The sequence below is a fragment of the Rhodococcus sp. NPDC060086 genome, assembly GCF_042730275.1.
GTDB lineage: Bacteria > Actinomycetota > Actinomycetes > Mycobacteriales > Mycobacteriaceae > Rhodococcus.
Map to the genome: position 1 here is coordinate 128,148 of NZ_JBHWWZ010000001.1, position 25,928 is coordinate 154,075.

The following is a 25,928-nucleotide window of genomic DNA, read 5'->3' on the forward strand; positions in this document are numbered from 1 at the left end:
CATGCTGACGCTCAAGGCAGCCGGCCTCCTCGATGTCGAGACCGGCGAGATCATCCGACCGGGAATCATCCACATCGACGGCGACCGGATTGCGGGTGTCGGCGGCGAACCACGCGGCGAGGTCATCGATCTCGGTGATCAGATCCTCATGCCGGGTCTGATGGACATGGAGGTCAACCTGCTCATGGGTGGGCGCGGCGAGAAGCCCGTCTACTCCACGGTGCAGGACGATCCTCCGCTGCGCATGCTGCGTGCGGTGGGCAATTCCCGCCGCACGCTGCGTGCCGGCTTCACGACCGTCCGAAATCTGGGACTGTTCGTGAAGACCGGCGGTTATCTCCTCGACGTCGCCCTCGGTAAGGCGATCGACGCCGGATGGGTGGACGGACCGCGCATCATCCCCGCCGGTCACGCGATCACCCCGACCGGTGGCCACCTGGATCCGACGATGTTCGCGGCCTTCGCACCCGGTGTCCTCGATCTGACCATCGAAGAAGGCATCGCCAACGGTGTCGACGAGGTTCGCAAGGCCGTCCGATACCAGATCAAGCACGGCGCCCAGCTCATCAAGGTGTGTGTCTCCGGCGGCGTGATGTCGATGACCGGATCCGCAGGTGCCCAGCATTATTCCGACGAAGAACTGCGCGCGATCGTCGACGAGGCACACCGGCGCGGCTTGAAGGTCGCGTCCCACACCCACGGCGCCGAGGCGGTACGCCACGCGGTTGCAGCGGGTATCGACTGCATCGAACACGGCTTCCTCATCGACGACGACGCGATCGATCAGATGGTGGCGAACGGCACGTGGCTGGTTCCCACCACACGCCTGGCCGACGCGATGGACACCTCCCACGCCCCGCCCGAACTCCAGGCGAAGGCTGCCGAGATGTTCCCGAAGGCACGCACTTCCGTGCTCGCGGCGTACAAGGCCGGCGTCAAGATCGCGGTCGGCACCGACGCTCCGGCGATTCCGCACGGCAAGAATGCCGACGAGATCGTCGCGCTGGTCGACCGGGGACTCCCGCCGCTGGCGGTCATCCAGGCCGCGACGATCAACGCGGCCGAGCTGATCGGTGTCGACGACCGTGGCCGCCTCGTCGAGGGTCTGCTCGCCGACATCATCGCTGTCCCGGGTGATCCCACAGAGGACATCACCGTCACCCAGGACGTTCGGTTCGTGATGAAAGGCGGAAAGGTCTATGTCAACAAGTGACGATCTCGTAGAGATCAATCAACTCCTCGCGCGGTACGCCGTGAACATGACCAAGGGGGACGTCGACGGCGTCGTCGCCGTCTTCACGCCCGACGGCACCTACAGCGCCTTCGGTGATGCGTTCACCCTCGATCAGTTTCCGGAGTTGGTCGCAGCGGCACCGCAAGGACTCTTCATGACCGGCACCGCACTGATCGCACTCGACGGCGACTCTGCGACCGGGACCCAACCACTGTGCTTCGTCGAGCATTCGGCACACGACATGCGGATCGGGTACTACACCGACGCCTATGTCCGCACCGACGACGGGTGGCGTCTGAAGACCCGCAAGATGACGTTCATCCGTCGCAGCGGTGTGCACGACTCGGGAATCCCGCACGCATTCGAGGCACCGACGGCATGAACCTCACCGGGGCGAGCGACGCGACGGGGAGTGTCCAGGCGAGCGAAGCAACGGGGAGTGTCCAGGAGTTCAGGACAGCAGTTCGTGCCTGGCTGGACGAGAACGATCTCACCCCCGGACCCGACCTCACGTTCGACGAACACGTCGAGCAGCTGGGTCGGGTCCGGCGCGCTCTCTACGACGCCGGATGGATGCGTTACGGATGGCCGGCCGAGGTCGGAGGCCTCGGCGGGCCCGCGATGCTGCGGGCGGTACTCGGCGAGGAGGTCGCAACACGCGACCTCGCCGAGCCGGGTATCTACTCGATGATCGAGGTCCTCGCGCCCACCATGATCAAGTATGCGAGGCCGGAACTGGCCGCCGAGATGGTGCCGCGACTGCTCGACGGCAGCGAACAGTGGTGCCAGGGCTTCTCCGAGCCCGGCTCGGGTAGCGACCTGGCGTCGCTGTCCACCCGCGCCGAGCAACGCGACGACACGTGGGTGATCAACGGGCAGAAGGTCTGGACCTCACTGGCGCAGTTCGCAACCCGATGTGTACTCCTCACCCGCACGGGCCCCGGACACGACGGCATCACCGCATTCTTCCTCGACATGGACACCCCGGGCATCACGGTCCGTCCACTGACGACGATGCACGACCGCGACGAGTTCTGCGAGGTCTACTTCGACGATGTCGTGGTTCCTGCCGATCGGATGCTGGGAAAACCCGGCGACGGCTGGAAGCTCGCGATGGATCTGCTGCCCCACGAGCGTTCGTCGTGCTTCTGGCACCGGATCGCCTACCTGTTCACGCGTCTCGATCAGGTTGCTGCCGTGTCGGATCCTGCCGACGATCGGGAACTCGGCGACGCGTACCTCGCGTTGCACACGGTGCGGTGCCGCTCGTACAGCACGCAGAACCGTCTCCAGGCCGGTCTGCCACTGGGCCCGGAAACGTCGGTCGACAAGATACTGTTGGCAACTGCGGAACAGCAATTGTTCGATACTGCACGGGATCTGATCCCCGGCAGGATCGAACTGTTCGACACCGAACTGCGGACCGAGTTCCTGTATTCGCGGGCAGCGTCGATCTACGGCGGTACCGCGGAGATTCAGCGCAACATCGTCGCCCGCCGTCTACTGCACCTGGGGAAAGAGCAATGACCACGAACGGCACTGCACCGGCGGTGGATTCAGAACTGGCGCTGCTCGAGGACGCTCTTCGAAAGACGATGGAGTCCACCACGGGCGTCGCACTCGACTCGGCGCTCGTCGAACTCGGCTGGCACGACATGCTCAGCGAGATGCCCGATGTGGCGATTCCCCTGGTGTTCCGGTTGCTGGGTGAGACCGGGGCGCACGCACCCGTGATCAACGACGTGATCCTGGCGGAGGCCGGAGCCGGCCCCGGCGGCACTGTTCCGCTCCCGTACGCGGGCGGTTCGTGGCTCGTGTGGCACCGCACCCAACGGACCACCGAGGCGCTCGACAAGGAACTCACCGTCGAGGTGGTCGGTTCCGGGAATCCGGTGCCGGTCGCTGCGGGCCGTCGCGCGCTCGGGTGGTGGCTGGTGGGCACGAGCCGCACCATGCTGGATCTCGCCCGGACTCACGCGCTCAGCCGCACCCAGTTCGGCAAGCCCATCTCCGGATTCCAGGCGGTACGCCACAAGCTCGCCGAGACCTTTGTGGCGATCGAAGGTGCCGAAGCGGCACTCCTCGTGGCGAATGACGATTTCAGTTCACTGCTGGCCAAGGCTGCTGCGGGCAAGGCCGCCGTGACGGCTGCGCGGCACTGTCAACAGGTGCTGGGCGGTATCGGTTTCACCGACGAACACGACCTGCATCGTCACATCCGTCGCGGACTGTTCCTCGACGGATTGCTGGGCAGTTCCAAGGAATTGACACGGGAGGCAGGGGCTGCCGTCCGCGCGTCGGGATCTGCGCCGCGTATCGCCAACCTGTAGAGAATCACCTGAACGAGTAGAGGCCACCGTCGATGACGGTGGCCTCTACTCGTTTGTCCCGAGCTCTACGAGGACGCTGCCGACTGCGTGGCGGCACCGTTCTTGGACGGATCGGGATGGTTCGAGAACCAGAGGTTCTCCTCCACGGCCTTCCGGCTCTTCCATCCGTCGGCGGTGCGTACGACCTCGTGGTGGTAGTTGCCACCGCAGTACGTCAGGCCGTCGACGCCCGGCAGCTGCATGGGGTTGTAGAACATCGCCGAGACATTCGTCGTGTCGTCATCGACGAACGTGATCTCGATGTTGGTGACGAAGTGCTGGGTCATGGGGCACTGGTCGAGCCCGCGACTCAGCATCGCGATCACCTGGTCGCGCGTACCTGCCGGGTAACCGACCGAGGTGTAGTCGAGATGGGCGTCCTCGGTGAAGACGGTCGCCAGCTGTACCCAGTTCTTTGTGTCGACCGAGGTCGCGTACTTGTACAGCAGGTCGGCGATGTCGAGCCGATCCTGGAGCTTCTGCAATGTCATTCCGGTCCTCATTCCTCGATGTCGGATCTGTCGCATTTTCTCACCCTGCCCGGATGTGGCTCATCCGCCCCAGCTGGCGCCGATCATCACTCTCTCATGTCGAAATAGTATTCTTTGGAGAGAGAATAGCCTTTCCAAATTCCAGATTATGCGCAACAATCGCTAGATGACGCCATTGCATTCGCTCCACGACCTCACCGGTAGGACCGCCATCATCACGGGTGGCTCGCGAGGAATCGGTCGGGCCATTGCCCAGATACTCGCCGAAGCCGGCGCCGACGTCGTCATCGCTTCCCGAAAACTCGATGCCTGCGAACTGGCCGCGAAGGAGATCGAAGCATCGACCGGACGGCGTGCGCTCGCCGTCGCATGCCACGTCGGCCAGTGGGACGACTGCGACGCGCTGGTCGACCGCACCCTCGAGCACTTCGGTCGCATCGACATTCTCGTCAACAATGCCGGAATGTCGCCGCTGTACGAGAATCTCGAGTCGATCACCGAGGACCTGTACGACAAGACATTCAGCGTCAACCTCAAGGGACCGTTCCGTCTGGCCGTCCGCGCGGGTGCACACATGGCTGCCCACGACGGCGGATCGATCATCAACGTCGGTACGGCAGGCTCGTTGACCGCGAGTGTGCGGGAACTCCCGTACGCGTGCGCCAAAGCCGGCCTCAATGCTTTCACCGTGGGACTCGCGGACGCCTACGCACCGAAGGTCCGCGTCAACGCCATCCTGCCCGGCCCGTTCCGAACCGATCTGTCGAAGGGATGGGCACCCGAAGAGGGCGAGAAAGCTGCGTTCGTGCCGCTCGAGCGCATGGGCCGCCCCGAAGAGGTCGCTCCGCTCGCCCTGCATCTCGCGAGCGATGCCTCGAGCTTCACAACCGGAGCGATCATCCGCGTCGACGGTGGAGTCACGAAAAAGGTCTGACCAGAAGTCAATTCACAAGCACTTCGAGAAAGGATCCCATGCCGGATCCAGCACAACTTGCAGACAAGGTAGCCATCGTGACCGGAGCGGGTGGCGGAATCGGCCGCACCTACTCACGCGGCCTCGCCGAGGCGGGTGCCGCAGTGGTGGTGGCCGACATCGATCTCGACTCCGCAAGCAGGACCACAGACGAGTTGAAGGCCGACGGGTACCGTGCCCTCGCCGTCCGCGTCGATGTGCGGGACGAGAAGAGTACGTCGGAGATGGCCGCGGCAGCCGCCGCTGAGTTCGGCTCCGTGGACATCCTCGTCAACAACGCGGGTCTGATGGCGGAGGTCGTCGGCAAGGGCGGTCTCACGTCGATGCCCCTGGACCTGTGGAACAACACGCTCGCGGTCAACCTCACAGGTCCGCTCCTGTGTACCCGCGCGGTCGTTCCGTACATGAAGGAACGCGGTTACGGGAAGATCGTCAACCAGTCGTCGAGCGGCGCATTCATGGCAGCTCAGGCATACGGGATCACGAAACTCGGCCTCGTGAGCATGACGGTGTCGCTCTCACGCGAACTTGCACCGTTCGGGATCCGCGTCAACGCCATCGCGCCGGGCATGGTGAACACCGAGGCAGGCGACATCGCGTCGCCACCCGAGCTGAAGGAGATGGTCAAGCACTCGATCCCCTTCCCGTTCGGTGAGCCGGAGGAGTTGATTCCCGGTCTGCTCTACCTGGTTTCGTCCGGTAGCGATTGGGTGACGGGCCACACCTTGAACATCGACGGCGGCTGGATCGTCCGAGTCTGAGTTACGCACTCGAGAAGAGGAGCACGATGAAGTACTACCTGATGGTCGAAGCATTCCCGTCCCACCCGGATCGGGTCGACGAGTTCAACGAGTGGTACGAAACCACACACATTCGCGAGGTCGTCGCGTGCGACGGCTTCCTCAAGGCCACTCGCTTGGCTCCTGCAGACGCGGCCGGTGGTTCGTTCATCACCCTGTACGAGATCGAGGGCGATCCGGAGCGGGCCCTGCACAATGTGCACGCTGCCGCTGCTGCAAAGCAGTTCGACATGTCGGACTCCCTGAGCTTCGGTCCGGTTCCGAAGATGCGCATCATGCAGGTGTACTCGGAGTACGTCAAACCAGAGTGACACACAGACGAATCGGGCGCCCCACCAGCCGGTGAAGGCGCCCGAGTCGGCATGCGCTACTTGATGTTCTGCTTCATCTCGTCGAGTTTCATGAGCACCGGCCATCCGCCGACGCTCAGGGCATTGCCGTGCCCGGTCTGGTGCACGTCGAACACCGACTGGATGGCCGCGTAGAAGCCCTGGACGTCGAGGGTCTGATTGACCGCACGCTTGGCCTGCCGTAGACCGAACGGCGGCATCTTCGCGATCTGCTCGGCGAGTGCACGTGTCTCGGTGTCGAGCTGGTCGCGCGGCACCACCTTGTTGACCATGCCGGTCTTCTCGGCCTCCTCGGCCGTGACCGGCCGACCGGTGAACAAAATCTCCTTGGCCTTCCTCGGTCCGAGTTCCCAAGTGTGGCCGTGGTATTCGACGCCACCGATACCCATCATGACCACCGGGTCGGAGAACTTGGCATCCTCGGACGCGATGATCAGGTCGCAGGGCCAGCACAGCAGCAGGCCGCCGGCGATGCAGCGCCCCTGCACCGCGGCAATCGACGGCTTGGGGATGTTGCGCCAGCGCATCGAGTACTCGAGGTAGCGGCGCGACTCGGTGGTGTAGATCATGTCGAGGGTGATCTTGTCGGGCACCGGGCCCCCGCCACCGGTCATGTCATGCCCCGCGGAGAAGTGCTTGCCTTCCGCGCGCAACACGATGACCGACACATCCGGGTCGTCGCCCGCGCGGACCCACGCCGCGTCGAGTTCGTCGAGCAGAGCCGCGTTCTGAGCGTTCGCGGCATCCGGCCGATTCAACGTGATCGTTGCGATCCGGTCTGCTACCTCGTAGAGAATGTACAAGTTGCTCTCCTCAGCCGCGTGGTAGCCCGAGCACTCGCTGGGCGACGATGTTCCTTTGGATTTCCGATGTACCGCCCGCGATGGTGCCGGCAAAACTGCGGGCATAGCGTTCGAACCAGCTCGCTGCGAAGTTGTCGAGGTTCCACGGCGTGTACGCCGAGGTCGATGCAGGGTGCACGAGCCCTTCCGGACCCTCGGCATCGAGTGCGTGCTCGACGGAGCGTTGAATCGCTTCGGACCCGAGCAGCTTCAGGACCGACAGAGAAGCCACGTCCTGCTCACCGCGCGACTCGCGCGCGAGCGCCGCGGACCCGAGCAGGCGCAGCGCCTGCAGGTCCATCACCAGCGTTGCGTATCGATCGCGGTCGATGACCGTGTGCGGCTCGAAATCTGCGACGAGATCTTCCAATCGATCCGCGAAGCTGAGCCACAGGAGGGTGCGCTCGTGCCCGAGCGAGCCGTTGGCGACGGTCCAACCCTGGTTGAGCTCGCCGATGAGGTTTTCCGCCGGCACTCGGACGTCCTCGAAGAACACTTCGTTGAAGTCGCGATCGTCCCTGTCGGCGATGGACGCGAACGGGCGACGGACCACACCCGGTGTGTCGGTGGGGATCAGCAGCACGCTGATGCCCTTGTGCTTGGGTGCATCCGGATCGGTACGAACGAAGGTGAGGAGCACATCGGCGTGGTGGGCACCCGATGTCCATACCTTCTGGCCGTTGACGACGAAATGGTCGCCGTCCAGAACGGCCCGCGTGCGGAGGCCCGCGAGGTCGGAACCCGCGCCGGGCTCGCTCATCCCCAATGCAGCGGTGATCTCGGCGCGAAGGATCCGCGCCGCCCACTGTTGCTTCTGCTCCTCCGTACCGAACGAGAGGATGGAGGCGGCGATGATGCCGAGGCCCTGAGGATTGAAGCTGTGGTAGATCCGGCGCTTCGACAGTTCTTCGAGGTGGACGGCCTGCTGGATCAACGTGGCGTTGCGTCCGCCGAATTCGGGCGGGTTCCCCGGCAGCAACCAGCCGTTGTCGAACTGGACTCGCTGCCACCGGCGTGCCCAGTCGGGCATGTCGGCGCTCGAGGTGGACCGCTCGGTGGCGTCGGCCTCGTCGGGAAGGTTCGCCTCGAGGAAGGCCACGAATTCGGCGCGAAACGCCTCTACGTCGTCGTCATACGAGAGTTGCACGGTACTCCTCGGTGATCAGTGCCCGATGCTCGGCAGCGCCACCGAGCAGATGCTCGCAGGCACGGGCACGTTTGAGCGCGAACTGCAGATCGTTCTCCCAGGTGAAACCCATGGCACCGAACAGTTGCAGGCCGTTACGGAACACGAGCGATTGGCATTCACCGGCGGCTGCCTTGGCCATCGATGCGGCGAGACTCCTGCGCGGATCGTCCTCTGCGATGGTGAGCGCGGCGAAGTACGCGAGCGCACGGGCACGTTCGATCGCGATGTGCATGTCGGTGGCCCTGTGCTGGACGGCCTGGAACGACCCGATCGCGACGCCGAACTGCTGCCGGTTCTTCACGTGATCGAGAGCGAGATCGAGAACCCGTTGGCACGCACCGACGGTCGTGAGTGCGAGGCCGGTGAGCGCCATGTGACGCGCCCGGGCCGGATCGACGTCGGAGCGCGGGTCGCCCTCGACCCGAACCTGATCGAACCGCACTTCCGCAATGTGCAGCGCGGGATCGAACACCGGGCTGCGGGTCGCGGTGACCTTGTCTGCGGTGACGACGAAGACGCCGGCCTCGGTGACCACGGCCAGCAGATCGGCACGATCCCCGTCGAGGACCTGTGCGGCAGTGCCGTGGAGTACCCAGCCGTCGGCGTCGCGGTGCGCGCGGACGCCGCTGTACACCGCAGCGCCTGCCTGGTCGGGCTCGGCCACACCGGGTGCGAGGGGCGCGAACTGCGACATCGTCGCGAGGTAGGGCGTGGGATCGGTGGCCCGCCCCAGCTCTTCCAGGACGATCCCGAGTTCGACAGCAGCTTCGGGGTCTGTGAGTTCGGTCCAGCCGAGTCCCACGAAGACTTTCCACAGCGGTCCTGGGTCTGCGCCGTTGTCGACGATATTGCGGATCAGCGTGGACGGACATTCCTTCGCCGTGACATCACGGACGGTGTCCTGCCACAGTCGCTGATCGGAGTCGAACTCGAAAAGCATTCCGACATACCTCTCTGACAGAGCTGCGGTGCACAGCCATACGAGAATATCATTCTCGATAGAAGAAAGTAATGGTCTCATTCTCCGCATCTGACTCTTAGGTAACCTTGCAGGAACAAGCAGGTTCTCCGGTACAGTGCTCACATGTTTGCCTCACGCAACAATGGGCAGTGCTCGCGGTGACCGGCCCGAGCGAAGAACCCGCATGGAAGCAGCGCGCAGTCGAGCGGTCGATCCGGACCGCAAAACTGCGGGCCGAGCAGCGTGTGCAGCGCTTCCTTGACGCCGCCCAGGCCATCATCACCGAGAAGGGCAGTACCGACTTCACGGTGCAGGAGGTCGTCGATCGCTCGAAGCAATCCCTGCGAAGCTTCTACCTTCAGTTCGACGGCAAGCACGAGCTGCTGCTCGCACTGTTCGAGGATGCACTCGGCCGTTCCGCCGACCAGATCCGCGCCGCCGCGGCCGGTAAGGACGACCCGATGGATCAGCTCCACATCGCCGTCGAACTCCTGTTCGAATCATCACGTCCCGATCCCGTTGCACAACGCCCTCTGTTCACCGACTTCGCACCTCAACTGCTGCTCACCCACCCCGCCGAGGTCAAAGTGGCACACTCCTCGATGTTGTCGCTGTTCACCGAACTCATGGAGAAGGTCGCCGCGTCGGGTCAGTTGCGCAGCGATTTCAACGCGCGACGCGCTGCCGCGATGACGATGCAGACCGTGATGTTCATCGCGCAATCCAGCGGCGATGCCGACTCCACTGCGCGCCCGATCACGGCCGACGAGGTATGGACATTCTGCTCGCACGGATTCGCCAGCAAGTAAAGAGAATACTGTTCTCATTTGAGAGCGGGTAATTTACACTCGGTCTGTGACCGAGCTTTGGAATGATCTCCTGACGTGTCTCGACCTCACTCCGGCCGCCGATTCGGCCCCTGACCCCGCTGACGCCACTGCCGGCGTCACCGTGTTCGAAGGCGCAAACCAGCGCCTCGAGTACCACCGACTCTTCGGTGGCCAACTCCTCGGGCAGTTCGTCCGCGCAGCTCAGCTGACATGCCCGGAGAAGGCCATCAAGTCGCTGCACACGGTGTTCGCCCGGGAAGGCCGCGCCGACGAGCCGGTCCGATACGAGGTGACCCGCCAGCACGAAGGCCGGTCGTTCGGCACCCTCACCATCGTCGCTCGCCAGACCAAGGGTGTACTGGCCACCGCATCGGTCTCCATGCACGCGCCGGAGAACGGTCCCGAACGGCAATCGTTCCCGCCCGTGCCCTCACTGCTGCCGGAGGAGAGCCGGGTCGACTTCTCCCTCATCCCGTGGGAAACACGCGCCTCCTCCGATCTCAACGAACTCGGAACGGCCACACCCGAATTCGATATGTGGATGCGCACACCGACCGTGGATGAAGCGCTGGCACCCGCACTCACCTCGTATGCGACCGACCTCCACCTCATCGGCACGGCGCTACTCGCAGTCGACGGCTACTGCCAGACCGGGAACGGCACGGCCTTCACCTCGGCGGTGACCTCCCACAATCTCTGGTTCCACCGGCCGTTCCGCATCGACGACTGGCTTCTGGTGCGCCATCGGAGTCCCCTCATCGCGAACGGTCGTTGCTTCGGCCGCGGCGACATCTTCACCGAGCAGGGCGAGCTCGTCGCATCCTTCGCCCAGGAGGCACTCCTCCGACTTCCCGCCGAGGTGGTCTGACGTGTCCCAGAAAACACTACGTGTCGTCCAGTGGACCACCGGCAATATCGGCACCCGGGCACTCCGCGCCGTGATCGACCATCCGAACCTCACACTGGCCGGTCTGTATGTCCACAGCGGCGCCAAGGAAGGGCTCGACGCCGGCGAACTGTGCGACCGAGGCACGGTCGGAGTGAAGGCAACGCGCAGCATCGACGAGATCATCGACCTGGGAGCGGATTGCGTGCTCTACATGCCGCTGCAGTTCGATCTCGACGAGGTCTGCCGGATCCTCTCCTCGGGCACGAACATCGTCACCACCCGAGGCGAATTCCACCATCCGCCGAGCATGCCCGCCGAGATCCGCGACGCCGTCGAGGCCGCATGCGCCGCGGGCGGCACATCCATCCACAGCACCGGAAGCAGTCCCGGGTTCATCACCGAAGCGGTGCCCCTGGTTCTGAGCTCCATCCAACGCACGCTCGACCATCTCGCCATCGACGAGTACGCCGATCTGTCACAGCGGAACTCACCAGGGATCCTGTTCGAGGTGATGGGATTCGGTCAGCCTCCGGCCGACTTCGCGGAAGCACGTCTCGACCACGTGAAAGCCAACTTCGGTCCGTCGCTCCAGGTGCTCGCCGACGCACTCGGCCTGCCCTTCGACTCCGTCGAGGCACGTGGTGAGTTGGCTGTGGCCCGGGCCGACGTCACGATCGCGGCGGGCGAGATTCCCGCCGGAACGGTAGCGGCGCAGCGCATCACCATCTCCGGTATGCGCGACGGCCGCGAACTGATGCGCTTCCGGCCGACGTGGTACTGCACCACCGATCTCGACTTCACCGGCAGCGACGCCGAATGGGATCTGCACGCGACCGGCTGGCACATCTCCATCGACGGAGACGCCCCCCTCGACATCGAGATGCGCTTCCCGGTCCCGCTCGAGCGGATGAGCGAGACGGCCCCGAACTACACGGCGAACCGCGCGGTCAATGCCGTGCACGCGGTGCATGCTGCAACACCCGGAATCCGCACCAGCCTCGATCTTCCTCTGATCGTGCCGGTCCTGAACTGACCTCCGACCGCCGCCTGCCGCCCGGATCTACTGACCGAGCAGGCCGGCGGCGGCGGTGTACGGGTCGCTGCGCCCGTCCGCGACGGCAGCGGCGAGTGCGTTGAGGTCCGGGTGAGTACGCAACCGCGTCGTAGCGAGCGACAGAATCTGGGCACGGGCCCGAGCAGCACGGCGTTCCGGAGTGTCGGCGCGCTGATGTGCCTCGATGGCATCGATCAACTTGTCCACACCGTCGCCCGTCGACGCAATCAACTTGAGGATCGTCATACCGGTTTCGACACGCAGGTCGCGGGCCGTCGCATCGGCGCCGTCCCGGTCGGCCTTGTTGACGACGAGGATGTCGGCCACCTCGAGCAATCCGGCCTTCGCGGCCTGAACAGCGTCTCCCGCACCGGGGTTGAGAATGACGACGGTCGGATCGGCGACCGCAGCGATCTCGACCTCGGACTGTCCGACACCGACGGTCTCGAGCAGGATCACGTCGTAGGCCAGAGCGCCGAGCAACTTGATCGCCGCCGGTACCGCCGCAGCCAGACCACCGAGGTGACCGCGTGACGCCACCGACCGGATCAGCACATCCGGATCAGTGACGTGCGCGGCCATCCGGATGCGGTCGCCGAGCAGGGCTCCCCCGCTGTACGGCGAGGAGGGGTCGACGGCGAGCACCGCGACACGAAGGCCGCGCGCGCGGTAGCCGCCGGTGAGCACGCCGACCGTCGTCGACTTTCCGGCGCCCGGCGGCCCGGTGATGCCCACGACCCGGACCGGTGCCGTGCCGACGGCGCCCGGAGGTGCCCCATCGATCAGTTCGAGAACCTCGTCGCGGCGGTCGCCTTCGACCAGGGTCAGCAAGCGGCCCGTCGCGCGTGGTGAGCCGCGACGAGCCGCTTCGACGAGTTCGGCGATGTTCACGTCGCGTCCGGAGTCGACGACACATTCACCAGAGCCGGTATCACGGTGCCGGTACCTCGATCACCACTGCCGAGCCGATTCCTCCGCCCGCGCACATCGAGGCAACACCGACTCCGCCGCCGCGGCGACGCAGTTCGTGCACGAGGGTGGTGAGCATGCGCGCACCGGTCGCGGCGACGGGGTGCCCGAGCGAGCAGCCACTGCCGTAGATGTTCACGCGATCCGCGTCGAGTTCGAGCATCTTGATCACTGCAACACACTGCGCCGCAAAAGCCTCGTTGATCTCGAAGAGGTCGACGTCGGCGATCGACATCCCGGCGCGCGCCAGCGCCTTGGGGATTGCGTCCACAGGCGAGAGACCGGTGAAGGCGGGATCGATACCGGTGGAAGCCCACGACTTGACGGTGGCCAGCGCGGGCAGACCGAGGTCGCTGCTCGCGATGGTCAGGGCCGCCGCGGCGTCGTTGCCACCGCTGGCGTTGCCCGCGGTGATGCTGAAGCCTTCGATCTCCGGGTGGAGAACCTTCAGCGACGCAAGCTTTTCCATGCTGGTGTCGCGACGCGGGTGCTCGTCGACCGAGAACAGGCCGTGCGGGGTCTCGATCGGGACGATCTCGTCGACGAACTTGCCCTCGTCGATGGCCTTGATCGCGACCTGGTGGGAGCGCAGGGCCCACGCGTCCATCTCTTCGCGCGACACACCGGCCTTCACCGCGGCATTCCAGCCGACGGTGATGGACATGTCCTTGTTGGGCGCGTCCTCGCGGTTGGGGTGGGTCGGCGACAGCCACGGCTCCCAGTTCTCACCGTTGCGCATGAGCGACTGCGGCGAGGTGGAGGCCGAGTTGACGCCACCGGCGATGACGAGCCGGTCCATGCCTGCCATGATGCTCGCCGACGCGTTCTGCACCGCGGCCAGGCTCGCGGCGCAATGCCGGTTGACGGCCATTCCCGGCACACTGGTCAATCCGGCGGTGATCGCGGCGTGACGGGCGATCACGCCACCGCCGTACAGGCCCTCGCCGAGGATGACGTCGTCGATGTCGGCCGCGTCGTGCCCCTTCGCCGCCGCGGCGACGATGTGGTTGGCGAGATCGAAGGCGTTGGTGTCGCGGAGCGTTCCCTTACGGACCGTGCCGATGGGGGTTCGCAGAGCGGAAACGATGACGGCTTCAGGCATTTTGGTTCTCCAGTTCGGCGAGCAGGGTGCGGCGTAGTAGCTTTCCGGTTTCGGTCTTCGGGAGTTCGTGTCGGAAGACGATGGTGTCGGGGGTCTTCGACGAGCGCAACCGGTCCTTGACCCACTGTCGCACCTCGTCCGGGTCTGCGTCGCCGACGAGAACGGCGACGATGCGCTGTCCCCATTCGGGGTCGGACACACCGATGACGGCGGCCTCGCCGATGGCGGGATGGGCCAGCAGGACGTCCTCGATCTCTGCGGGCGCGATGTTCTCGCCGCCTCTGATGATCGTGTCGTCGGAGCGGCCCTCGACGTACACGTAGCCGTCGGCGTCGAGATGCCCTAGGTCGCGGGTGGAGAACCAGCCGTCGGAATCGAGCACGCTGCGTCCGCCGTATTCGCCGGAGATCTGTTCGCCGCGCACGAAGATCAGCCCGGTGTCGCCGGTCGCGACCGGTTCGTCGCCCTCGGTACGGATCTCGAACTCGATGCCCGGCAGGGGCCGGCCGACCGAGCCGAGCCGGTCGCGTACGGCCGAGTCGTCGGAGGCTATCGCCTCGCGGTGGTCGTCGGGTCCGAGGACTGCGACCGAGGACGCCGTTTCGGTGAGCCCGTACGCGTTGACGAATCCGGTGTCGGGGAAGGCGCGCAGCGCGTGCTCGAGCACTGGCCGCGGAGTGCGGGAACCTCCGTAGGCGAGGGTCGCGAGCGTCGGAACATTCGCTTCTTCCTCGCCCAGGTGGGCGACGATCCGGGCGAGCATCGTCGGCACGAGCATCGCATGGACGACCTTCTCGCGGCGCACGGTCTCGAGCCAGGTGACCGGTTCGAATGTCGACAGGTACACGATCCTGCGGCCGCTGTAGAGGTTGGAGATCAGGTTCGTCAGGCCCGCGATGTGATACGGCGGCACCGACACCAGCGAGGCGTCGGTGTCCTCGGCGGACGCGAACTCCATCGTGTTGAGCACGTATGCGATCACATGCCGGTGCCGCAGCACGGCGGGCTTGGGATCGGACGTCGTGCCGCTGGTGTAGATGATCGCGGCGATGGCGTCGCCGTCCCATTGGGGCTCGAGTTCGGCGGGCTCGCCGTCGTCCGGCGCATCGGTGATCAGCGCATCGAGATCGTCCTGACGCAGGATCGTCGCATCCGGATGGCGCTCGATCAGCGCGGACAACTGCTGCTCGCCGAGACGGTAGTTGAGGGGGACGAAGGGCACACCCGCGAGTGCCGCACCGAACAGTGCCACCGGGTAGGCGAGATGATTCGTTCCCAGGTAGAGCACCGCGGAGCTGTCGCGTACCCGCGCGGCGAGGCGACGGGCGTGCGTGTCGAGATCCGCGGCAGTCAAGGAGCGATCGCCAACGGTCGCAACTGCGCGTTCGCCGTTGTTTGCCACCATTTCTAGAATCATGCTTAGGTTCATGAGAACATTATTCTCGCAGTACGAGAGCATTAGTTGCAAGAAGGGAAATCAGAATGCAGATCGCAGGTATCTCGGCCATCGTCGTCGGAGGCACCGGAGGCCTCGGGCAGGCCACCGTTCGCCGCCTCCATGAGGGCGGAGCCAAGGTTGTCGTCGCAGACGTCAACGACGAGGCAGGCAAGGCTCTCGAAGACGAGCTGGGCGTGCGCTACGTCAACACCGACGCGGGCAGCGAGGAGTCGGTCCTGGCGGCCATCGCCGAAGCCGAGTCGCTCGGACCGCTGCGGGTGTCGGTGGACTGCCACGGCGGCCCCGCAGGTGGCGGACGGCTCGTCGGCAAGGACGGCAGCCCGATGTCGCTCGACGGCTTCACCAAGACCATCCAGTCGTACCTGACCTCGTCGTTCAACGTCCTGCGTCTTGCCGCGGCAGCCATCGCCAAGCAGGACCCGTTCGACGACGAAGGCTCGCGCGGCGTCATCGTGCAGACCGCGTCGATCGCAGGCTACGAAGGTCAGATCGGGCAGCTCCCCTACGCGGCGGCCAAAGGCGGCATCCTCGGCATGACGCTCGTCGCCGCGCGCGATCTGTCGCCGTTGGGAATCCGCGTCAACACCATCGCCCCCGGCACCATCCTCACCCCCGCGTACGGTAAGGCCGGCGACCAACTCGAGGCGTACTGGGGCCCGCAGGTGCCGCACCCCAAGCGCATGGGCCGCCCGGTGGAGTACGCGACGCTGGTTGCCTCGATCGTCGAGAACGACTACCTCAACGGCGAGACCATCCGTCTCGACGGCGCGCTGAGGTTCCCGCCGAAGTGACCTCCCTCGACGGAAAGGTCGCGTTCGTCGCGGGCGCCAGCCGCGGGATCGGGGCGGCGATCGCCGTCGCCCTCGCAGATGCGGGAGCAACGGTGGCCGTCGCCGCCCGGACGCAAGAGGAAGGCAAGATCCCGGGCACCATCGGCGCGGTCGCCGAGCGGATCAACTCCGCCGGTGGCAGGGCGATCCCGGTCCAGTGCAATGTCGCGGACGAGGCCTCCGTCGACGCCGCCGTCGCCACGACGGTCGGCGAATTCGGTGGCCTGGACATCCTCGTCGCCAACGCGGGTGTCCTGTGGATGGGTCCGATCGAGTCGACGCCGCTCAAACGGTGGCAACTCTGTCTCGACGTGAATCTGACCGGCGTGTTCAACGTGACCAAGGCTGCCATCCCGCACCTCCGTGCGCGGGGCGGCGGGTCGATGATCGCGGTGACCACGACCGGTGTCACGATGATCGATCGTGGATCGAACGCCTACTGGGTGTCGAAGGCCGGCGTCGAGCGCCTCTACACGGGTCTCGCGTCCGACCTGAAAGCCGACAACATCGCGGTGAACTGCTTGTCGCCGTCACGTGTCGTGCTCACCGAAGGGTGGCTTGCCGGCGGTGGCGGGCAGAAGATTCCACCCGAGGCGATCGAGCCGCCGGAAACAATGGGTGCCGCAGCCGTTCTACTCGGACAGCAGGATGCTTCCGGTATCACGGGCACCATCCAGCGCTCGGAAACGCTGATACCGCAGCAGTAGTTCGTCGAGTGAGGGCCGGTCGTCCGCGGGATGACCGGCCCTCACTCGACACCGGTCAGTCCCCGAAACGCGCCACCAGACGTCCGGTGACCTCGTTGTTGCGCAGGCGGTCCAACCCCGCGCCTATCTCGTCGAAGCCGATCTCGGTGTATTCGGGCTCGATCTCGCGGGCGAGCAGAAGCGCGAAGACCTCTTCGATGTCCTGCACCGTTCCGCCCAGGGAGCCCACGAGAGTCCGTCCGAGCATCGTGGGCGTGTTCACGGTGAATGTCGGCTTCCCCAAGCCGACCTGAACAACCTTGCCGCCGCGCTTGATCGCCTCGAGCGCCTTGTTCGTGGTGTCGAAGCCCGCGTAATCGACGACGAGATCGAATCCCTTGCCCGCCCATTCGGACGCGTCGCGCACGAGGTCCACAACACCGGCCGCACGGGCCAGGTCCCACACGGATTCCTTCGTTTCGGCGACATGCACCTCGGCTCCCGTCAGCACTGCTGCGCGCGTGCCGAATTGGCCCAGGCCGCCGTATCCGATGACGCCGACCTTCATCCCCGCTGCTGCTCCGCCCTCTTTGATGATCGCGTGGTACGACGTCATACCGGCGTCGGTCGCCAGCGCCGCCAATGCGAGATCGAGCCCCTCGGGCACGCGTGCGAGATCGCGGGCGTCGGCGAGGAACTTGTCGGCGAATCCACCTGGGGTGAACATTCCGGCCGGTGGCCGGGCACCGGATGTGCAGACTCCGACGACATCGCCGAGGTTCCACCCTTCGACGCCTGCGCCGAGTGCGCTGATGACTCCGGCGTTCTCGTGCCCCTGGGTCATCGGGAGGAACGGCATGCTCGCCTCACCGACCTCCATGTACATGACGTCGCTGTGACACAGTCCGGCGGCTTTGACATCGATGACGACCTCTCCGGGTCCCGGTACAGGTTCCGGCACCTCGTTCAGTGAGATCGACTTCCCGGTTCCTTCGAACTGCCATGCCTTCAAGTTGCTCCCCTTCGTCATAGACCGGACGGTCGCCGGTCCTGGAATCGAACGTCGACACCGTGCAGGAACCTTGCGGAATCACCCGCTCGAGATTATGGTTCTCCACATCCGGAAGGACATTCTTATAATGCAGACTACGCGACCGGGACGGCACGGTCACGATTCCATCGGAGTCGTTCAGGGAATACGACAACTCCCGGCGACCTTCACTCCTGGCCCGCGTATCGGCGCCGGACTCGACGAGCCCCTGGCCGCCCTTCAGCTCATGATCGACGAACAAGAACTCGCCGCTCCGATAGCGGTTCGACAGTGAGGAATTCGATGAACATCGACGACATGGTGATGGTCAGCATCGACGACCACGTAGTGGAACCCCGCGACATCTTCGAAAAACACTTCCCGAAGAGCCTCATGAACCACGCCCCGACACTGACCACCCACCCCCGCAACCCCGACGTCGAAGCATGGCTGTTCCAAGACTCCGTCGTCGGCAGCTCCGGACTCAACGCCGTCGTCTCCTGGCCCAAGAAAGAATGGGGCATGGACCCCACCGGCTACGCCGAAATGCGCCCCGGCGTCTACGACATGGACCAACGCGTGCGCGACATGGACGCCAACGGCACCCTCGCCGCCACCCTGTTCGCCACCTTCCCCGGCTTCGCAGGCACCCACCTCGCCACCCTGCCCGACAAGAAGCTCTCACTCGCAGCATTGAAAGCCTTCAACGACTGGGTCGTCGGCGAAGTCCCCGACACCCACCCCGGACGCTTCATCCCCCTGGGAATCATCCCGTTTTACGACGTGGAAGAGTCCGTCAAGGAGATCCACCGGCTCGCCGCAATGGGCTGTCGCTCCATCTCCATCCCCGAAACCCCCTACGGCGTCGGAGACGGCTACCCCGACTTCAAATCCGGCTACTGGGACCCGATCTTCAAGGCCTGCGTCGACCACAACATCGTGCTCAGCCTGCACATCGGCGGCGGCATGAGCCTGGTCAAACGACCCGAAGGTTTCGACCTCGACGACATGATGGTCCTCACCCCACTGATCTCGACGATCGCCGCCACCGACGTGATGCTCAGCGGCGCGTTCCAGAAGTTCCCGGATCTCAAGGTCGCCATGAGCGAAGGCGGCGTCGGCTGGGTCGCGCCGTGGCTCGACCGCCTCGAACGCCACATCGTCAACCAATCGTGGACCGGCGCGAGCTTCCTGCCGAAGGGCATGACACCGACCGACGTCTGGAAGAAGAACTTCCTCGCCTGCTACATCACCGAACCGAGCGGCCTGAACAACCGCGAGCGCCTCGGCATCGACACCATCGCCTGGGAATGCGACTACCCGCATTCGGATTCCACCTGGCCCCGGTCCCCCGAGGTGCTGATGGAGGAACTCGTCGCGTCCGGACTCACCGACGACGAGATCGACAAGGTCACCTTCGAGAACGCCGCACGGTTCTTCGGCTGGGATCCGTTCGAGCACACTCCCCGCGAGCAGGCCACCGTCGGCGCCCTGCGTGCCCGGGCGAAGGACGTGGACATCAGCGAAACCTCCAAGGAGGAATACCGCCGGCGTTACGAGCTCGCGAACTCGTAACCGACTCGACGGTGCTTCCGGACCTCGGTGGGTCCGGAAGCACCGTCGTCGATTGGTCGAACCGTCGTCTTACACCACGTTGTCCACAGCGACACACTGTTTCTCGAAGAACTCCCGCGCGACACCACTACGGGCGGCGACTGAATCGAATCCGTGGAAAGCCCCCGCTACCGCATGGAATTCGCACGGAACACCGGCTTCGGCGAGACGGTCCGCATACTCGCGATCTTCGAGCGCGAACAGATCGTTGGATCCGACACCGATCCATGCCGGCGGAAGCCCTGCCAGATCGGTGCGGCGCCCCGGCGCGGCGGTCGACGGATCAGCCTCCCCGAGAAAGCTCGACCATCCGAAGCGGTTGCAGTCCTTGTCCCACATGCGCATGTGGTCCGGTCCGGAATCGGTGCGGTCGTCGAGCATCGGATACACGAGAAGCTGAAGCACCGGCGGTACGAGGTCGCTGTCGCGGATGGCGAACGCCAGCGCAGCGGCGAGACCACCACCCGCGCTGGCACCACCGATCACGACCTTCGTCGGATCCACTTCCGGCCGATGCACAAGCCATCGGTACGCCTGGAAGCAGTCGTCCAGCGGGATCGGATACGGGTGCTCCGGCGCCAGCCGGTAGTCGACCGACGCGACGACAGCACCGAGCCGATCGGCGAAACGCTGACACAGGTCGTCGTCCTGGGCGGCCCGACCGAACACATAGCCGCCGCCGTGAATCCACAGGAGTGCCGGGCGCGGCTCGCCGCCCATCGGTGTACGCGGACGGAAATACCGCACCGCCACACCGGGTTCCAGGACGTGGACGTCAGGGTCGTTTCCCTTGATCGCTTTCGTGAGCCTACGCATCACCGCGAGTGTTCGCGGCGTCACCGCGCGTCGCGGCGCCAACAGCGCCGCGACACGCAGATCCGGATGAAAGTACGACAGCGACCTCACACGGCCCAACACGGTTCCGTCAGCTCTTGGCTGCGGTGAGACGCGCGATGTTCGCCCGGAAGTCATCACTCTGGAACGTCATCTCCTCGGCGCTCATCGCAAAATCGAGAGCGGCGAGAACCGCGCGCTCGAGGTGGATGTTGAGCAGACGCTTCGTCGCCTCGATCGCCTTCTGCGGCTGATCCAGAATGGTCTTGGCGAATGCCAACGCTTCGGTCATCGGGTCGGCAACAACCTGGTTGGCCATGCCGAGTTCGACTGCCCGCTGGGCGGAGATCCGCTTACCCGTGAACGCGAACTCCTTGGCCTGCAACAGACTGATCTGCAACGGCCAGGTGAGCGGACCACCGTCGGCCGCAACCAGACCGACCTGCACGTGCGGGTCGGCGAGGTACGTCTTCTCACCCATGAAGACCTGGTCGCTGAGCGCAACCAGGCTACAGCCGAGCCCCACCGCAGGTCCGTTCACGGCCGCGATCACCGGAATTCGGCACCGGGCCATCCCGAGCACGATTTCCCGTCCGTCGTGGATCGTCTTGGCGCGCAGGTCTGCATCCTGCGCCAGCTCGGCGAGATACGCGAAATCCCCACCGGCCGAGAATGCTCGGCCTGCGCCGGTGATCACCGCGACGCGAGCTTCACGGTCGCCGCTGAGCCGCGGCCACAGTCGTGCAAGTCCCTCGTGCAGAGGATCGTTGACGGCATTGAGATCGTCGGGCCTATTGAGTGTGATGATCCGAAGCGGACCGTCGGCCTGAACGTCGATTTCGTCGGGCATGTCGTACATGTCAGACCCCCAATCCGAGGATTCGTGAAGCGATGATGTTCTTCTGGATCTGCGAGGTACCACCCATCACCGACTGCGCGCGGCTGTACATGTACGAGCCGAGCAGTTCGGTGTCGCGGGTGCCTGCGACAGCCAGTGCGGCATGCCCCACCGACTGATCCACCCAGGTCATGAGCAACTTGTCGAGGGAGCCTTCGGATCCGTGGTTCACGCCGTCGAGCTGTTCCGACAGCCTGCGGCGCACGTGCAGCCGCAGCATCTCCGACTGCACTGCCGCCCACGCGAGATCTTCCGGGGGACGCCCTTCGGTGCGGGCAGCGAGCTGACGGACGAGTTTGCCGTAACGCGCCGCGAATCCGAGCGTGGACGGTTCCCGTTCGTGCCCGACCACCGTCATCGCGATGCGCCAGCCGTCGCCGGGGTTGCCGACCATCTGATCCGCAGACACCCGGGCGCCGTCGAACAGCACCTGGCCGAATTCCTTCGTGACACCGCTGATCATCTTCAGTGGCCGCTGCTCGATCCCCGGCTGCTTCATCGGGACGATGAAAGCCGAGATGCCGCGGTGCCGCGGTGCATCCGGGTCTGTGCGCGCGAGCAACAGGCACCAGTCGGCGACGTCGGAGTAGCTCGTCCACACCTTGTGACCGTGGATGACGTATTCGTCGCCGTCGCGGGTCGCGGTAGTGGTGAGCGATGCGAGGTCGGAGCCGGCATCGGGCTCGCTGAATCCCTGGCACCACCGCTGCGTGCCGTTGATCATTCCGGGCAGGAAACGCTGCTGCAGTTCTTTGCTGCCGTGGTGTCCGAGGCCCACCACGAGATAGCCGAGGCTGGGCCGAGGCGGAGCACCGGCGATCGCGAGTTCCTCGTCGAGGATCACGTCGAAGACGGGTGGGAGTTCCTGGCCGCCGTATTCCTTGGGCCAGGACAATCCGAAGAATCCCGCTCCGTACAGAGCCTGATGCCATTCGCCCTGTTTGGCCCAGTACTCATCGCCCGATGTGGGGAACTTGCCTGCTATCTCTGCGAGCCAGGTGCGCAGCCGCGTGCGGAACGCGGCTTCTTCCGGCGAGTCACGAAAGTCCAAGGTCGATCTCCTCCAGGCTCACGGGGAACAGTTCGGTGGACGTCAGCGCCCGCCGCAGATATACGTGTTCGATACATTCCCAGGTGTTTCCGATACCGCCGTGCACCTGGATGGCGGTCTCGCACACCGTGCGTGCGGCACGGGCGCAATAGATCTTCGCGATCTTTGCGGCGCGCACCGCTTCGGCCGGTGTCAGTTCGTCGACGGCCCACGCCGCGTGACGCAGCACGCTGATGGAGCCTTCGATGAGCGCCTCGCTCTCGGCGAGCAGGTGCGCGACAGCCTGATACGAGCCGATCGTGTTGCCGTACTGCTCGCGCAGCTTGGCATAGTCGACGGCCGCCGCCTGGGCGCCGCGCGAGGTTCCCACGAGGTCGGCGCACGTGGCGACGAGCGCCAACGCGTATCCGCGCTCGACCTGCTCGGCCGACAGTTCGCCGATCTGCTCGTACGGTTCCACCAGCGTGGCGAACGCGCGGGTCAGGTCTGCACCCTCTGCCGGTCCTCCGATGTCTGCCGCAAGAATGCTGTTGTCGCGCACCACGAGTGCGCGAGTGAGGCCCGTCGCGTCGAACGCATCATCGCCGACGCCGATGGCCCAGGTCTGCTGATCGTCTGTGAGATGCCGTCGCAGGTCGTCGGCCAGGACCGGTCCGAGGAACGGGACATCTACGAGTCCTCGGCCGAATTCTTCTGCCACGATGGCCACCTCGACGGCGGAGGCGCCGTCGGAGCGCAGTTCGCGCCAGCCGGCCGCGGCGACCGTCTTCTCCAGCCGCGCGACACGTGTCGCGTCGTCGAGGTCCTGAACCGAGCCCGGCCCCAGATCGTCGGCGAGTTTTGCGGCTGCGTCGCGCAATTGCTGCTGTTCATTGGTCAGACGTACGTCCATGGCGCTCCTCGAGTATTCGGCGCAACACCTTGCCGGAGGGCAGGCGCGGGATTTCGGGCACGAAGACCACTCGGCTCGGTCGTTTGTACGAGGCGAGGGTACTTCCGACAAGGTCGATGATCTCGTCGGCTGTGATCGGTGCGGTGGTCGTGACTGCAGCGACGACGGCTTCACCGGTGAATGGGTCGTCGACGCCGAACACCGCGCAGTCGGCGATGTCGGGATGTGAGAACAGGACGGTTTCGATCTCGGCGGGCGCCACCTGGAAGCCCTTGACCTTGATCATGTCCTTGGATCTGTCGGTGATGCGCACCCAGCCGTCGGTGTCGACGCTGCCGACGTCGCCGGTGCGGTACCAGCCGTCGTCGAATGCGTCGGCGGTCGTGGTGCTGGGTAGGTAGCCGGCCATCATCGACGCGGAGCGCACCTGGAGCTCGCCTGTGTTGCCCGGGGCGAGTGCGTCGCCCGTGCCGCACGGGGCGAGCACCGCGCCGGTGTCGAGCGACACGACGCGCATCTCGACGCCGGGCACGGCGCGTCCCACGCTGTCGAGGCGCGCGCCGTCGATCGGGCTGCAGGCGATCACGGGGACTTCACTCGCGCCGTACGCGGGCACCCAGGGGACCCCGGTACGGCGGGTGACGGTCTCGGCGACGCTCGGCGTGACGGGCGTGGCACCCCACATGATGTAGCGCAGCGACGACAGGTCGAAGGATTCGAGATCCGGGTGCGACGCGATGGCAAGGGCGATCGGCGCGACCGCCATCTCGACGGTGATGCGGTCGCTCTCGATGTGGCTCAGCATCGCGTCGAGGTCGAAGCGCCGGTGCAGCCGCATCCAGGCACCGACGTCGAGCACGGTCGCGATGTTGAGCAGGCCGAGGATGTGCGACGGGGGCGTGACTATCTGGATGCGGTCGGCGGCGGTGAGTTTCAGGGCGTCGCGCCAGTGTTCGATCGCGGCGGCGAACGATGCGTGGGTGTGGCGGACCGCTTTCGGGAGGCCGGTGGTGCCGGAACTGAAGACCAGCACGGCGTCGGCGTCGGGACCGGCCGGTGTGGGCGGCCGGAAGCCCTCCTCTATCGGATCATCGAGACAGAGGGTGGGCATCAGTGCGGTCAGTACCGAATTGTCGCCGACGGCATGGGCCACCTCACCGACCTCGAGCGCGTGCGCGACCTCGGTGCGCTTCCACGCCGGACTGATCAGCACGACGACTGCGCCGGCCTGCCAGATGGCCAGCACTGCGATGACGAACTCGGGCCGGTTCGACGACATGAGCGCCACTCGATCACCGGGTACGACGCCGCGCCGCTCGAGCGACGCCGCCATACCGGCAGCCAACGCGTCGAGTCGCGCACGGCTGTATTCCTGCTGGTCGAAGGCCAGCACGGTGCGGTCGGCCATGTCCCCGTTCCTTACGATCCCGTCTCATCCTGCGAATATCTCGGTCGGGAGCTTTCGCTCTCACTGGCGAGAATAGTACTCTCCTAGTAGCAGAATATCGATACCAGGAGGAGACGGTCCATGGCGAGACCACCTTTGTTCCAGCGCGCGACCGTTACCCGGATCGTGAAGGAGACCGACGACGCCCGTACCTACGTGCTCGCGCCCGTAGACGGGCCGTTCACCTACCAGGCAGGCCAGTTCTGCACCTTCAAGGTCAACGTGGACGGCACCGACCTCTACCGGTCGTACTCGATGTCGAGTGCCCCCGAGACCGACACCGAGATGATGACCACCGTCAAGCGGGTCCCCGGAGGCAAGGTCTCCAACTGGCTGCACGACAACGTGGCCGAGGGCGATCAGGTGGAGATCACTCGTCCGGCAGGCACCTTCCTGCTCCGCGAAGGCGAAGGCCCCCTCATCGGCTTCGCAGGCGGCAGCGGCATCACCCCGCTCCTGTCGATCGCGAAGAGCACGCTCGCCACCACCGATCGCCACGTTCGCCTCCTGATCGCCGACCGCGACCGCAACTCGGCGATCTTCGACGCTCTGACCGACGAACTCGTCGAGAAGTACGCCGGACGTCTCACCGTCGTCCGCCACTTCGACGACGACTCGGGCCTGCTCACCCCCGCGGGTGCGCTGGAATTCGTCGGCGGCAGCACCGCATCCGACGCATACCTGTGCGGACCCGAGGCCTTCATGGACATGATCGAGTCTGCACTCACCGGACCCGGCAAGGTGTACAGCGAACGCTTCGGCGCCGCCGCAGAGCCAGTGAAGGCTGCCGACGCCGCAGAGGAAGCCGGGGCTGCCGGGGCCGGGGCATCGACTCCGGCCGCCCCCATCGAGGGCACCGTGTCGATCCGCCTGGGAGGCCAGCGCGTGTCGGTTCCGCTGAACCCCGGAGAAACGCTCCTCGAAAGCGCACGCCGCGCGGGCCTGGCACCCCCGTTCTCATGCGAGGCAGGCAACTGCGCGACGTGCATCGCGAAGATCACCGACGGCAGCGCCACCATGCGCGTCAACGATGCGCTCAGCGACGACGAGATCGCCGACGGCTACACCCTCACGTGCCAGGCCGTACCGGACTGCTCCATCAAGGTGCGGTACGAGTAGGACCGCGTAGTAGAT

Annotated in this window: 27 protein-coding genes and 1 pseudogene; 15 read left to right on the forward strand and 13 right to left on the reverse strand. The window is 65.4% G+C overall.

The window, feature by feature from the left end; genetic code table 11:
• Position 1: 1 nt before the first annotated feature.
• Genes ACFWB0_RS00635 through ACFWB0_RS00650 form a run of 4 tightly spaced genes read left to right on the forward strand, consistent with a single transcriptional unit; the run spans position 2 to position 3,564 of the window.
• Positions 2 to 1,213, forward strand: coding sequence for an amidohydrolase family protein (locus tag ACFWB0_RS00635; protein ID WP_378488474.1), 1,212 nt, complete (start codon positions 2 to 4; stop codon positions 1,211 to 1,213).
• Entirely contained in the window at positions 1,200 to 1,616 is a 417-nt protein-coding gene (locus tag ACFWB0_RS00640) for a nuclear transport factor 2 family protein (protein WP_054806624.1), read from the forward strand. Before ACFWB0_RS00635 ends, ACFWB0_RS00640 begins: the two co-directional genes overlap by 14 nt.
• On the forward strand, positions 1,613 to 2,761 hold the full coding sequence (locus tag ACFWB0_RS00645; protein ID WP_378488475.1) for an acyl-CoA dehydrogenase family protein: 1,149 nt from the start codon (positions 1,613 to 1,615) through the stop codon (positions 2,759 to 2,761). Before ACFWB0_RS00640 ends, ACFWB0_RS00645 begins: the two co-directional genes overlap by 4 nt.
• A complete protein-coding gene (locus ACFWB0_RS00650; protein ID WP_378488476.1) occupies positions 2,758 to 3,564 on the forward strand; it encodes an acyl-CoA dehydrogenase family protein in 807 nt (268 codons plus the stop codon). Before ACFWB0_RS00645 ends, ACFWB0_RS00650 begins: the two co-directional genes overlap by 4 nt.
• Positions 3,565 to 3,629: 65 nt before the next feature.
• On the opposite strand, the gene ACFWB0_RS00655 is transcribed toward ACFWB0_RS00650, so the two are convergent.
• Positions 3,630 to 4,094 (reverse strand): nuclear transport factor 2 family protein, encoded by a 465-nt coding sequence (locus ACFWB0_RS00655; RefSeq protein ID WP_378488477.1) that lies wholly within the window; start codon positions 4,092 to 4,094, stop codon positions 3,630 to 3,632.
• Between the two features lie 166 nt (positions 4,095 to 4,260).
• Between ACFWB0_RS00655 and ACFWB0_RS00660 the strand changes: the two genes are divergently transcribed.
• Genes ACFWB0_RS00660 through ACFWB0_RS00670 form a run of 3 tightly spaced genes read left to right on the forward strand, consistent with a single transcriptional unit; the run spans position 4,261 to position 6,178 of the window.
• Positions 4,261 to 5,028 (forward strand): SDR family NAD(P)-dependent oxidoreductase, encoded by a 768-nt coding sequence (locus tag ACFWB0_RS00660; RefSeq protein WP_378488478.1) that lies wholly within the window; start codon positions 4,261 to 4,263, stop codon positions 5,026 to 5,028.
• A gap of 38 nt (positions 5,029 to 5,066) precedes the next feature.
• The gene (locus ACFWB0_RS00665) at positions 5,067 to 5,828 is read left to right on the forward strand and encodes an SDR family oxidoreductase (RefSeq protein WP_378488479.1); all 762 of its coding nucleotides are present in this window, start codon (positions 5,067 to 5,069) and stop codon (positions 5,826 to 5,828) included.
• Between the two features lie 26 nt (positions 5,829 to 5,854).
• Positions 5,855 to 6,178, forward strand: coding sequence for a hypothetical protein (locus tag ACFWB0_RS00670; RefSeq protein ID WP_378488480.1), 324 nt, complete (start codon positions 5,855 to 5,857; stop codon positions 6,176 to 6,178).
• A 56-nt stretch (positions 6,179 to 6,234) separates the two neighbouring features.
• Here ACFWB0_RS00670 and ACFWB0_RS00675 read toward each other — a convergent pair whose 3' ends face one another.
• From ACFWB0_RS00675 to ACFWB0_RS00685, 3 genes are read right to left on the reverse strand one after another with little or no spacing between them, the layout of a single operon-like run.
• A complete protein-coding gene (locus tag ACFWB0_RS00675) occupies positions 6,235 to 7,020 on the reverse strand; it encodes an enoyl-CoA hydratase (RefSeq protein ID WP_378488481.1) in 786 nt (261 codons plus the stop codon).
• A 10-nt stretch (positions 7,021 to 7,030) separates the two neighbouring features.
• Entirely contained in the window at positions 7,031 to 8,206 is a 1,176-nt protein-coding gene (locus tag ACFWB0_RS00680; RefSeq protein ID WP_378488482.1) for an acyl-CoA dehydrogenase family protein, read from the reverse strand.
• Positions 8,190 to 9,188: an acyl-CoA dehydrogenase family protein gene (locus ACFWB0_RS00685; protein ID WP_378488483.1), complete on the reverse strand. Its 999-nt coding sequence runs from the start codon at positions 9,186 to 9,188 to the stop codon at positions 8,190 to 8,192. Before ACFWB0_RS00685 ends, ACFWB0_RS00680 begins: the two co-directional genes overlap by 17 nt.
• Before the next feature lie 179 nt (positions 9,189 to 9,367).
• Between ACFWB0_RS00685 and ACFWB0_RS00690 the strand changes: the two genes are divergently transcribed.
• The 3 genes from ACFWB0_RS00690 to ACFWB0_RS00700 are packed head-to-tail and all read left to right on the forward strand — an operon-like array spanning position 9,368 to position 11,961.
• The gene (locus ACFWB0_RS00690) at positions 9,368 to 10,018 is read left to right on the forward strand and encodes a TetR/AcrR family transcriptional regulator (protein WP_378488484.1); all 651 of its coding nucleotides are present in this window, start codon (positions 9,368 to 9,370) and stop codon (positions 10,016 to 10,018) included.
• A 46-nt stretch (positions 10,019 to 10,064) separates the two neighbouring features.
• Positions 10,065 to 10,907, forward strand: a complete 843-nt coding sequence (locus ACFWB0_RS00695) for an acyl-CoA thioesterase (protein ID WP_378488485.1) — start codon at positions 10,065 to 10,067, stop codon at positions 10,905 to 10,907.
• Between the two features lies 1 nt (position 10,908).
• Entirely contained in the window at positions 10,909 to 11,961 is a 1,053-nt protein-coding gene (locus tag ACFWB0_RS00700) for a dihydrodipicolinate reductase (RefSeq protein ID WP_378488486.1), read from the forward strand.
• Between the two features lie 27 nt (positions 11,962 to 11,988).
• On the opposite strand, the gene meaB is transcribed toward ACFWB0_RS00700, so the two are convergent.
• From meaB to ACFWB0_RS00715, 3 genes are read right to left on the reverse strand one after another with little or no spacing between them, the layout of a single operon-like run.
• A complete protein-coding gene (gene meaB, locus ACFWB0_RS00705; protein ID WP_378488487.1) occupies positions 11,989 to 12,873 on the reverse strand; it encodes a methylmalonyl Co-A mutase-associated GTPase MeaB in 885 nt (294 codons plus the stop codon).
• 40 nt (positions 12,874 to 12,913) lie between these two features.
• A complete protein-coding gene (locus ACFWB0_RS00710) occupies positions 12,914 to 14,053 on the reverse strand; it encodes a thiolase family protein (protein WP_378488488.1) in 1,140 nt (379 codons plus the stop codon).
• Positions 14,046 to 15,482 carry a class I adenylate-forming enzyme family protein gene (locus tag ACFWB0_RS00715; protein WP_378488489.1) on the reverse strand — a complete coding sequence of 479 codons (1,437 nt, stop codon included), beginning with the start codon at positions 15,480 to 15,482 and terminating at the stop codon, positions 14,046 to 14,048. The genes ACFWB0_RS00710 and ACFWB0_RS00715 overlap by 8 nt, the downstream gene beginning before the upstream one ends.
• Positions 15,483 to 15,535: 53 nt before the next feature.
• Here ACFWB0_RS00715 and ACFWB0_RS00720 point away from each other — a divergent pair, with 53 nt between their 5' ends.
• Together ACFWB0_RS00720 and ACFWB0_RS00725 are read left to right on the forward strand one after the other, a co-directional pair.
• Positions 15,536 to 16,303: an SDR family oxidoreductase gene (locus ACFWB0_RS00720; RefSeq protein WP_378488490.1), complete on the forward strand. Its 768-nt coding sequence runs from the start codon at positions 15,536 to 15,538 to the stop codon at positions 16,301 to 16,303.
• Positions 16,300 to 17,049: an SDR family NAD(P)-dependent oxidoreductase gene (locus ACFWB0_RS00725; protein ID WP_378488491.1), complete on the forward strand. Its 750-nt coding sequence runs from the start codon at positions 16,300 to 16,302 to the stop codon at positions 17,047 to 17,049. The genes ACFWB0_RS00720 and ACFWB0_RS00725 overlap by 4 nt, the downstream gene beginning before the upstream one ends.
• A gap of 55 nt (positions 17,050 to 17,104) precedes the next feature.
• Here the strand turns inward: ACFWB0_RS00725 and ACFWB0_RS00730 are convergent, their stop codons facing one another.
• The gene (locus ACFWB0_RS00730; RefSeq protein ID WP_378488492.1) at positions 17,105 to 18,058 is read right to left on the reverse strand and encodes an alcohol dehydrogenase catalytic domain-containing protein; all 954 of its coding nucleotides are present in this window, start codon (positions 18,056 to 18,058) and stop codon (positions 17,105 to 17,107) included.
• A gap of 139 nt (positions 18,059 to 18,197) precedes the next feature.
• Here ACFWB0_RS00730 and ACFWB0_RS00735 point away from each other — a divergent pair.
• Both ACFWB0_RS00735 and ACFWB0_RS00740 read left to right on the forward strand, forming a co-directional pair.
• Positions 18,198 to 18,353: pseudogene (locus ACFWB0_RS00735) on the forward strand (cytochrome P450); the annotation flags it as partial.
• Between the two features lie 8 nt (positions 18,354 to 18,361).
• A complete protein-coding gene (locus ACFWB0_RS00740) occupies positions 18,362 to 19,633 on the forward strand; it encodes an amidohydrolase family protein (protein ID WP_378488493.1) in 1,272 nt (423 codons plus the stop codon).
• Positions 19,634 to 19,702: 69 nt separating this feature from the next.
• On the opposite strand, the gene ACFWB0_RS00745 is transcribed toward ACFWB0_RS00740, so the two are convergent.
• From ACFWB0_RS00745 to ACFWB0_RS00765, 5 genes are read right to left on the reverse strand one after another with little or no spacing between them, the layout of a single operon-like run.
• Positions 19,703 to 20,578: an alpha/beta hydrolase gene (locus ACFWB0_RS00745; protein WP_378488494.1), complete on the reverse strand. Its 876-nt coding sequence runs from the start codon at positions 20,576 to 20,578 to the stop codon at positions 19,703 to 19,705.
• A gap of 19 nt (positions 20,579 to 20,597) precedes the next feature.
• A complete protein-coding gene (locus ACFWB0_RS00750) occupies positions 20,598 to 21,365 on the reverse strand; it encodes an enoyl-CoA hydratase/isomerase family protein (protein WP_378488495.1) in 768 nt (255 codons plus the stop codon).
• Position 21,366: 1 nt separating this feature from the next.
• Positions 21,367 to 22,455 (reverse strand): acyl-CoA dehydrogenase family protein, encoded by a 1,089-nt coding sequence (locus ACFWB0_RS00755; RefSeq protein ID WP_378488496.1) that lies wholly within the window; start codon positions 22,453 to 22,455, stop codon positions 21,367 to 21,369.
• Positions 22,442 to 23,347, reverse strand: coding sequence for an acyl-CoA dehydrogenase family protein (locus ACFWB0_RS00760; RefSeq protein WP_378488497.1), 906 nt, complete (start codon positions 23,345 to 23,347; stop codon positions 22,442 to 22,444). The genes ACFWB0_RS00755 and ACFWB0_RS00760 overlap by 14 nt, the downstream gene beginning before the upstream one ends.
• Complete coding sequence (locus ACFWB0_RS00765; RefSeq protein ID WP_378488498.1) at positions 23,325 to 24,755, reverse strand: class I adenylate-forming enzyme family protein; 1,431 nt, start codon at positions 24,753 to 24,755, stop codon at positions 23,325 to 23,327. The genes ACFWB0_RS00760 and ACFWB0_RS00765 overlap by 23 nt, the downstream gene beginning before the upstream one ends.
• A gap of 120 nt (positions 24,756 to 24,875) precedes the next feature.
• Here ACFWB0_RS00765 and ACFWB0_RS00770 point away from each other — a divergent pair, with 120 nt between their 5' ends.
• Entirely contained in the window at positions 24,876 to 25,913 is a 1,038-nt protein-coding gene (locus ACFWB0_RS00770; protein WP_378488499.1) for a 2Fe-2S iron-sulfur cluster-binding protein, read from the forward strand.
• The last annotated feature ends 15 nt before the right edge of the window (positions 25,914 to 25,928 follow it).

Bases quoted from the DNA above. Each gene is read 5' to 3' on its own strand.
- ACFWB0_RS00635 (WP_378488474.1), top strand. From the start codon at position 2: ATGCTGACGCTCAAGGCAGCCGGCCTCCTCGATGTCGAGACCGGCGAG.
- ACFWB0_RS00640 (WP_054806624.1), top strand. From the start codon at position 1,200: ATGTCAACAAGTGACGATCTCGTAGAGATCAATCAACTCCTCGCGCGG.
- ACFWB0_RS00645 (WP_378488475.1), top strand. From the start codon at position 1,613: ATGAACCTCACCGGGGCGAGCGACGCGACGGGGAGTGTCCAGGCGAGC.
- ACFWB0_RS00650 (WP_378488476.1), top strand. From the start codon at position 2,758: ATGACCACGAACGGCACTGCACCGGCGGTGGATTCAGAACTGGCGCTG.
- ACFWB0_RS00655 (WP_378488477.1), bottom strand. From the start codon at position 4,094: ATGACATTGCAGAAGCTCCAGGATCGGCTCGACATCGCCGACCTGCTG.
- ACFWB0_RS00660 (WP_378488478.1), top strand. From the start codon at position 4,261: ATGACGCCATTGCATTCGCTCCACGACCTCACCGGTAGGACCGCCATC.
- ACFWB0_RS00665 (WP_378488479.1), top strand. From the start codon at position 5,067: ATGCCGGATCCAGCACAACTTGCAGACAAGGTAGCCATCGTGACCGGA.
- ACFWB0_RS00670 (WP_378488480.1), top strand. From the start codon at position 5,855: ATGAAGTACTACCTGATGGTCGAAGCATTCCCGTCCCACCCGGATCGG.
- ACFWB0_RS00685 (WP_378488483.1), bottom strand. From the start codon at position 9,188: ATGCTTTTCGAGTTCGACTCCGATCAGCGACTGTGGCAGGACACCGTC.
- ACFWB0_RS00710 (WP_378488488.1), bottom strand. From the start codon at position 14,053: ATGCCTGAAGCCGTCATCGTTTCCGCTCTGCGAACCCCCATCGGCACG.
- ACFWB0_RS00715 (WP_378488489.1), bottom strand. From the start codon at position 15,482: ATGAACCTAAGCATGATTCTAGAAATGGTGGCAAACAACGGCGAACGC.
- ACFWB0_RS00720 (WP_378488490.1), top strand. From the start codon at position 15,536: ATGCAGATCGCAGGTATCTCGGCCATCGTCGTCGGAGGCACCGGAGGC.
- ACFWB0_RS00730 (WP_378488492.1), bottom strand. From the start codon at position 18,058: ATGACGAAGGGGAGCAACTTGAAGGCATGGCAGTTCGAAGGAACCGGG.
- ACFWB0_RS00740 (WP_378488493.1), top strand. From the start codon at position 18,362: ATGAACATCGACGACATGGTGATGGTCAGCATCGACGACCACGTAGTG.
- ACFWB0_RS00750 (WP_378488495.1), bottom strand. From the start codon at position 21,365: ATGTACGACATGCCCGACGAAATCGACGTTCAGGCCGACGGTCCGCTT.
- ACFWB0_RS00760 (WP_378488497.1), bottom strand. From the start codon at position 23,347: ATGGACGTACGTCTGACCAATGAACAGCAGCAATTGCGCGACGCAGCC.
- ACFWB0_RS00765 (WP_378488498.1), bottom strand. From the start codon at position 24,755: ATGGCCGACCGCACCGTGCTGGCCTTCGACCAGCAGGAATACAGCCGT.
- ACFWB0_RS00770 (WP_378488499.1), top strand. From the start codon at position 24,876: ATGGCGAGACCACCTTTGTTCCAGCGCGCGACCGTTACCCGGATCGTG.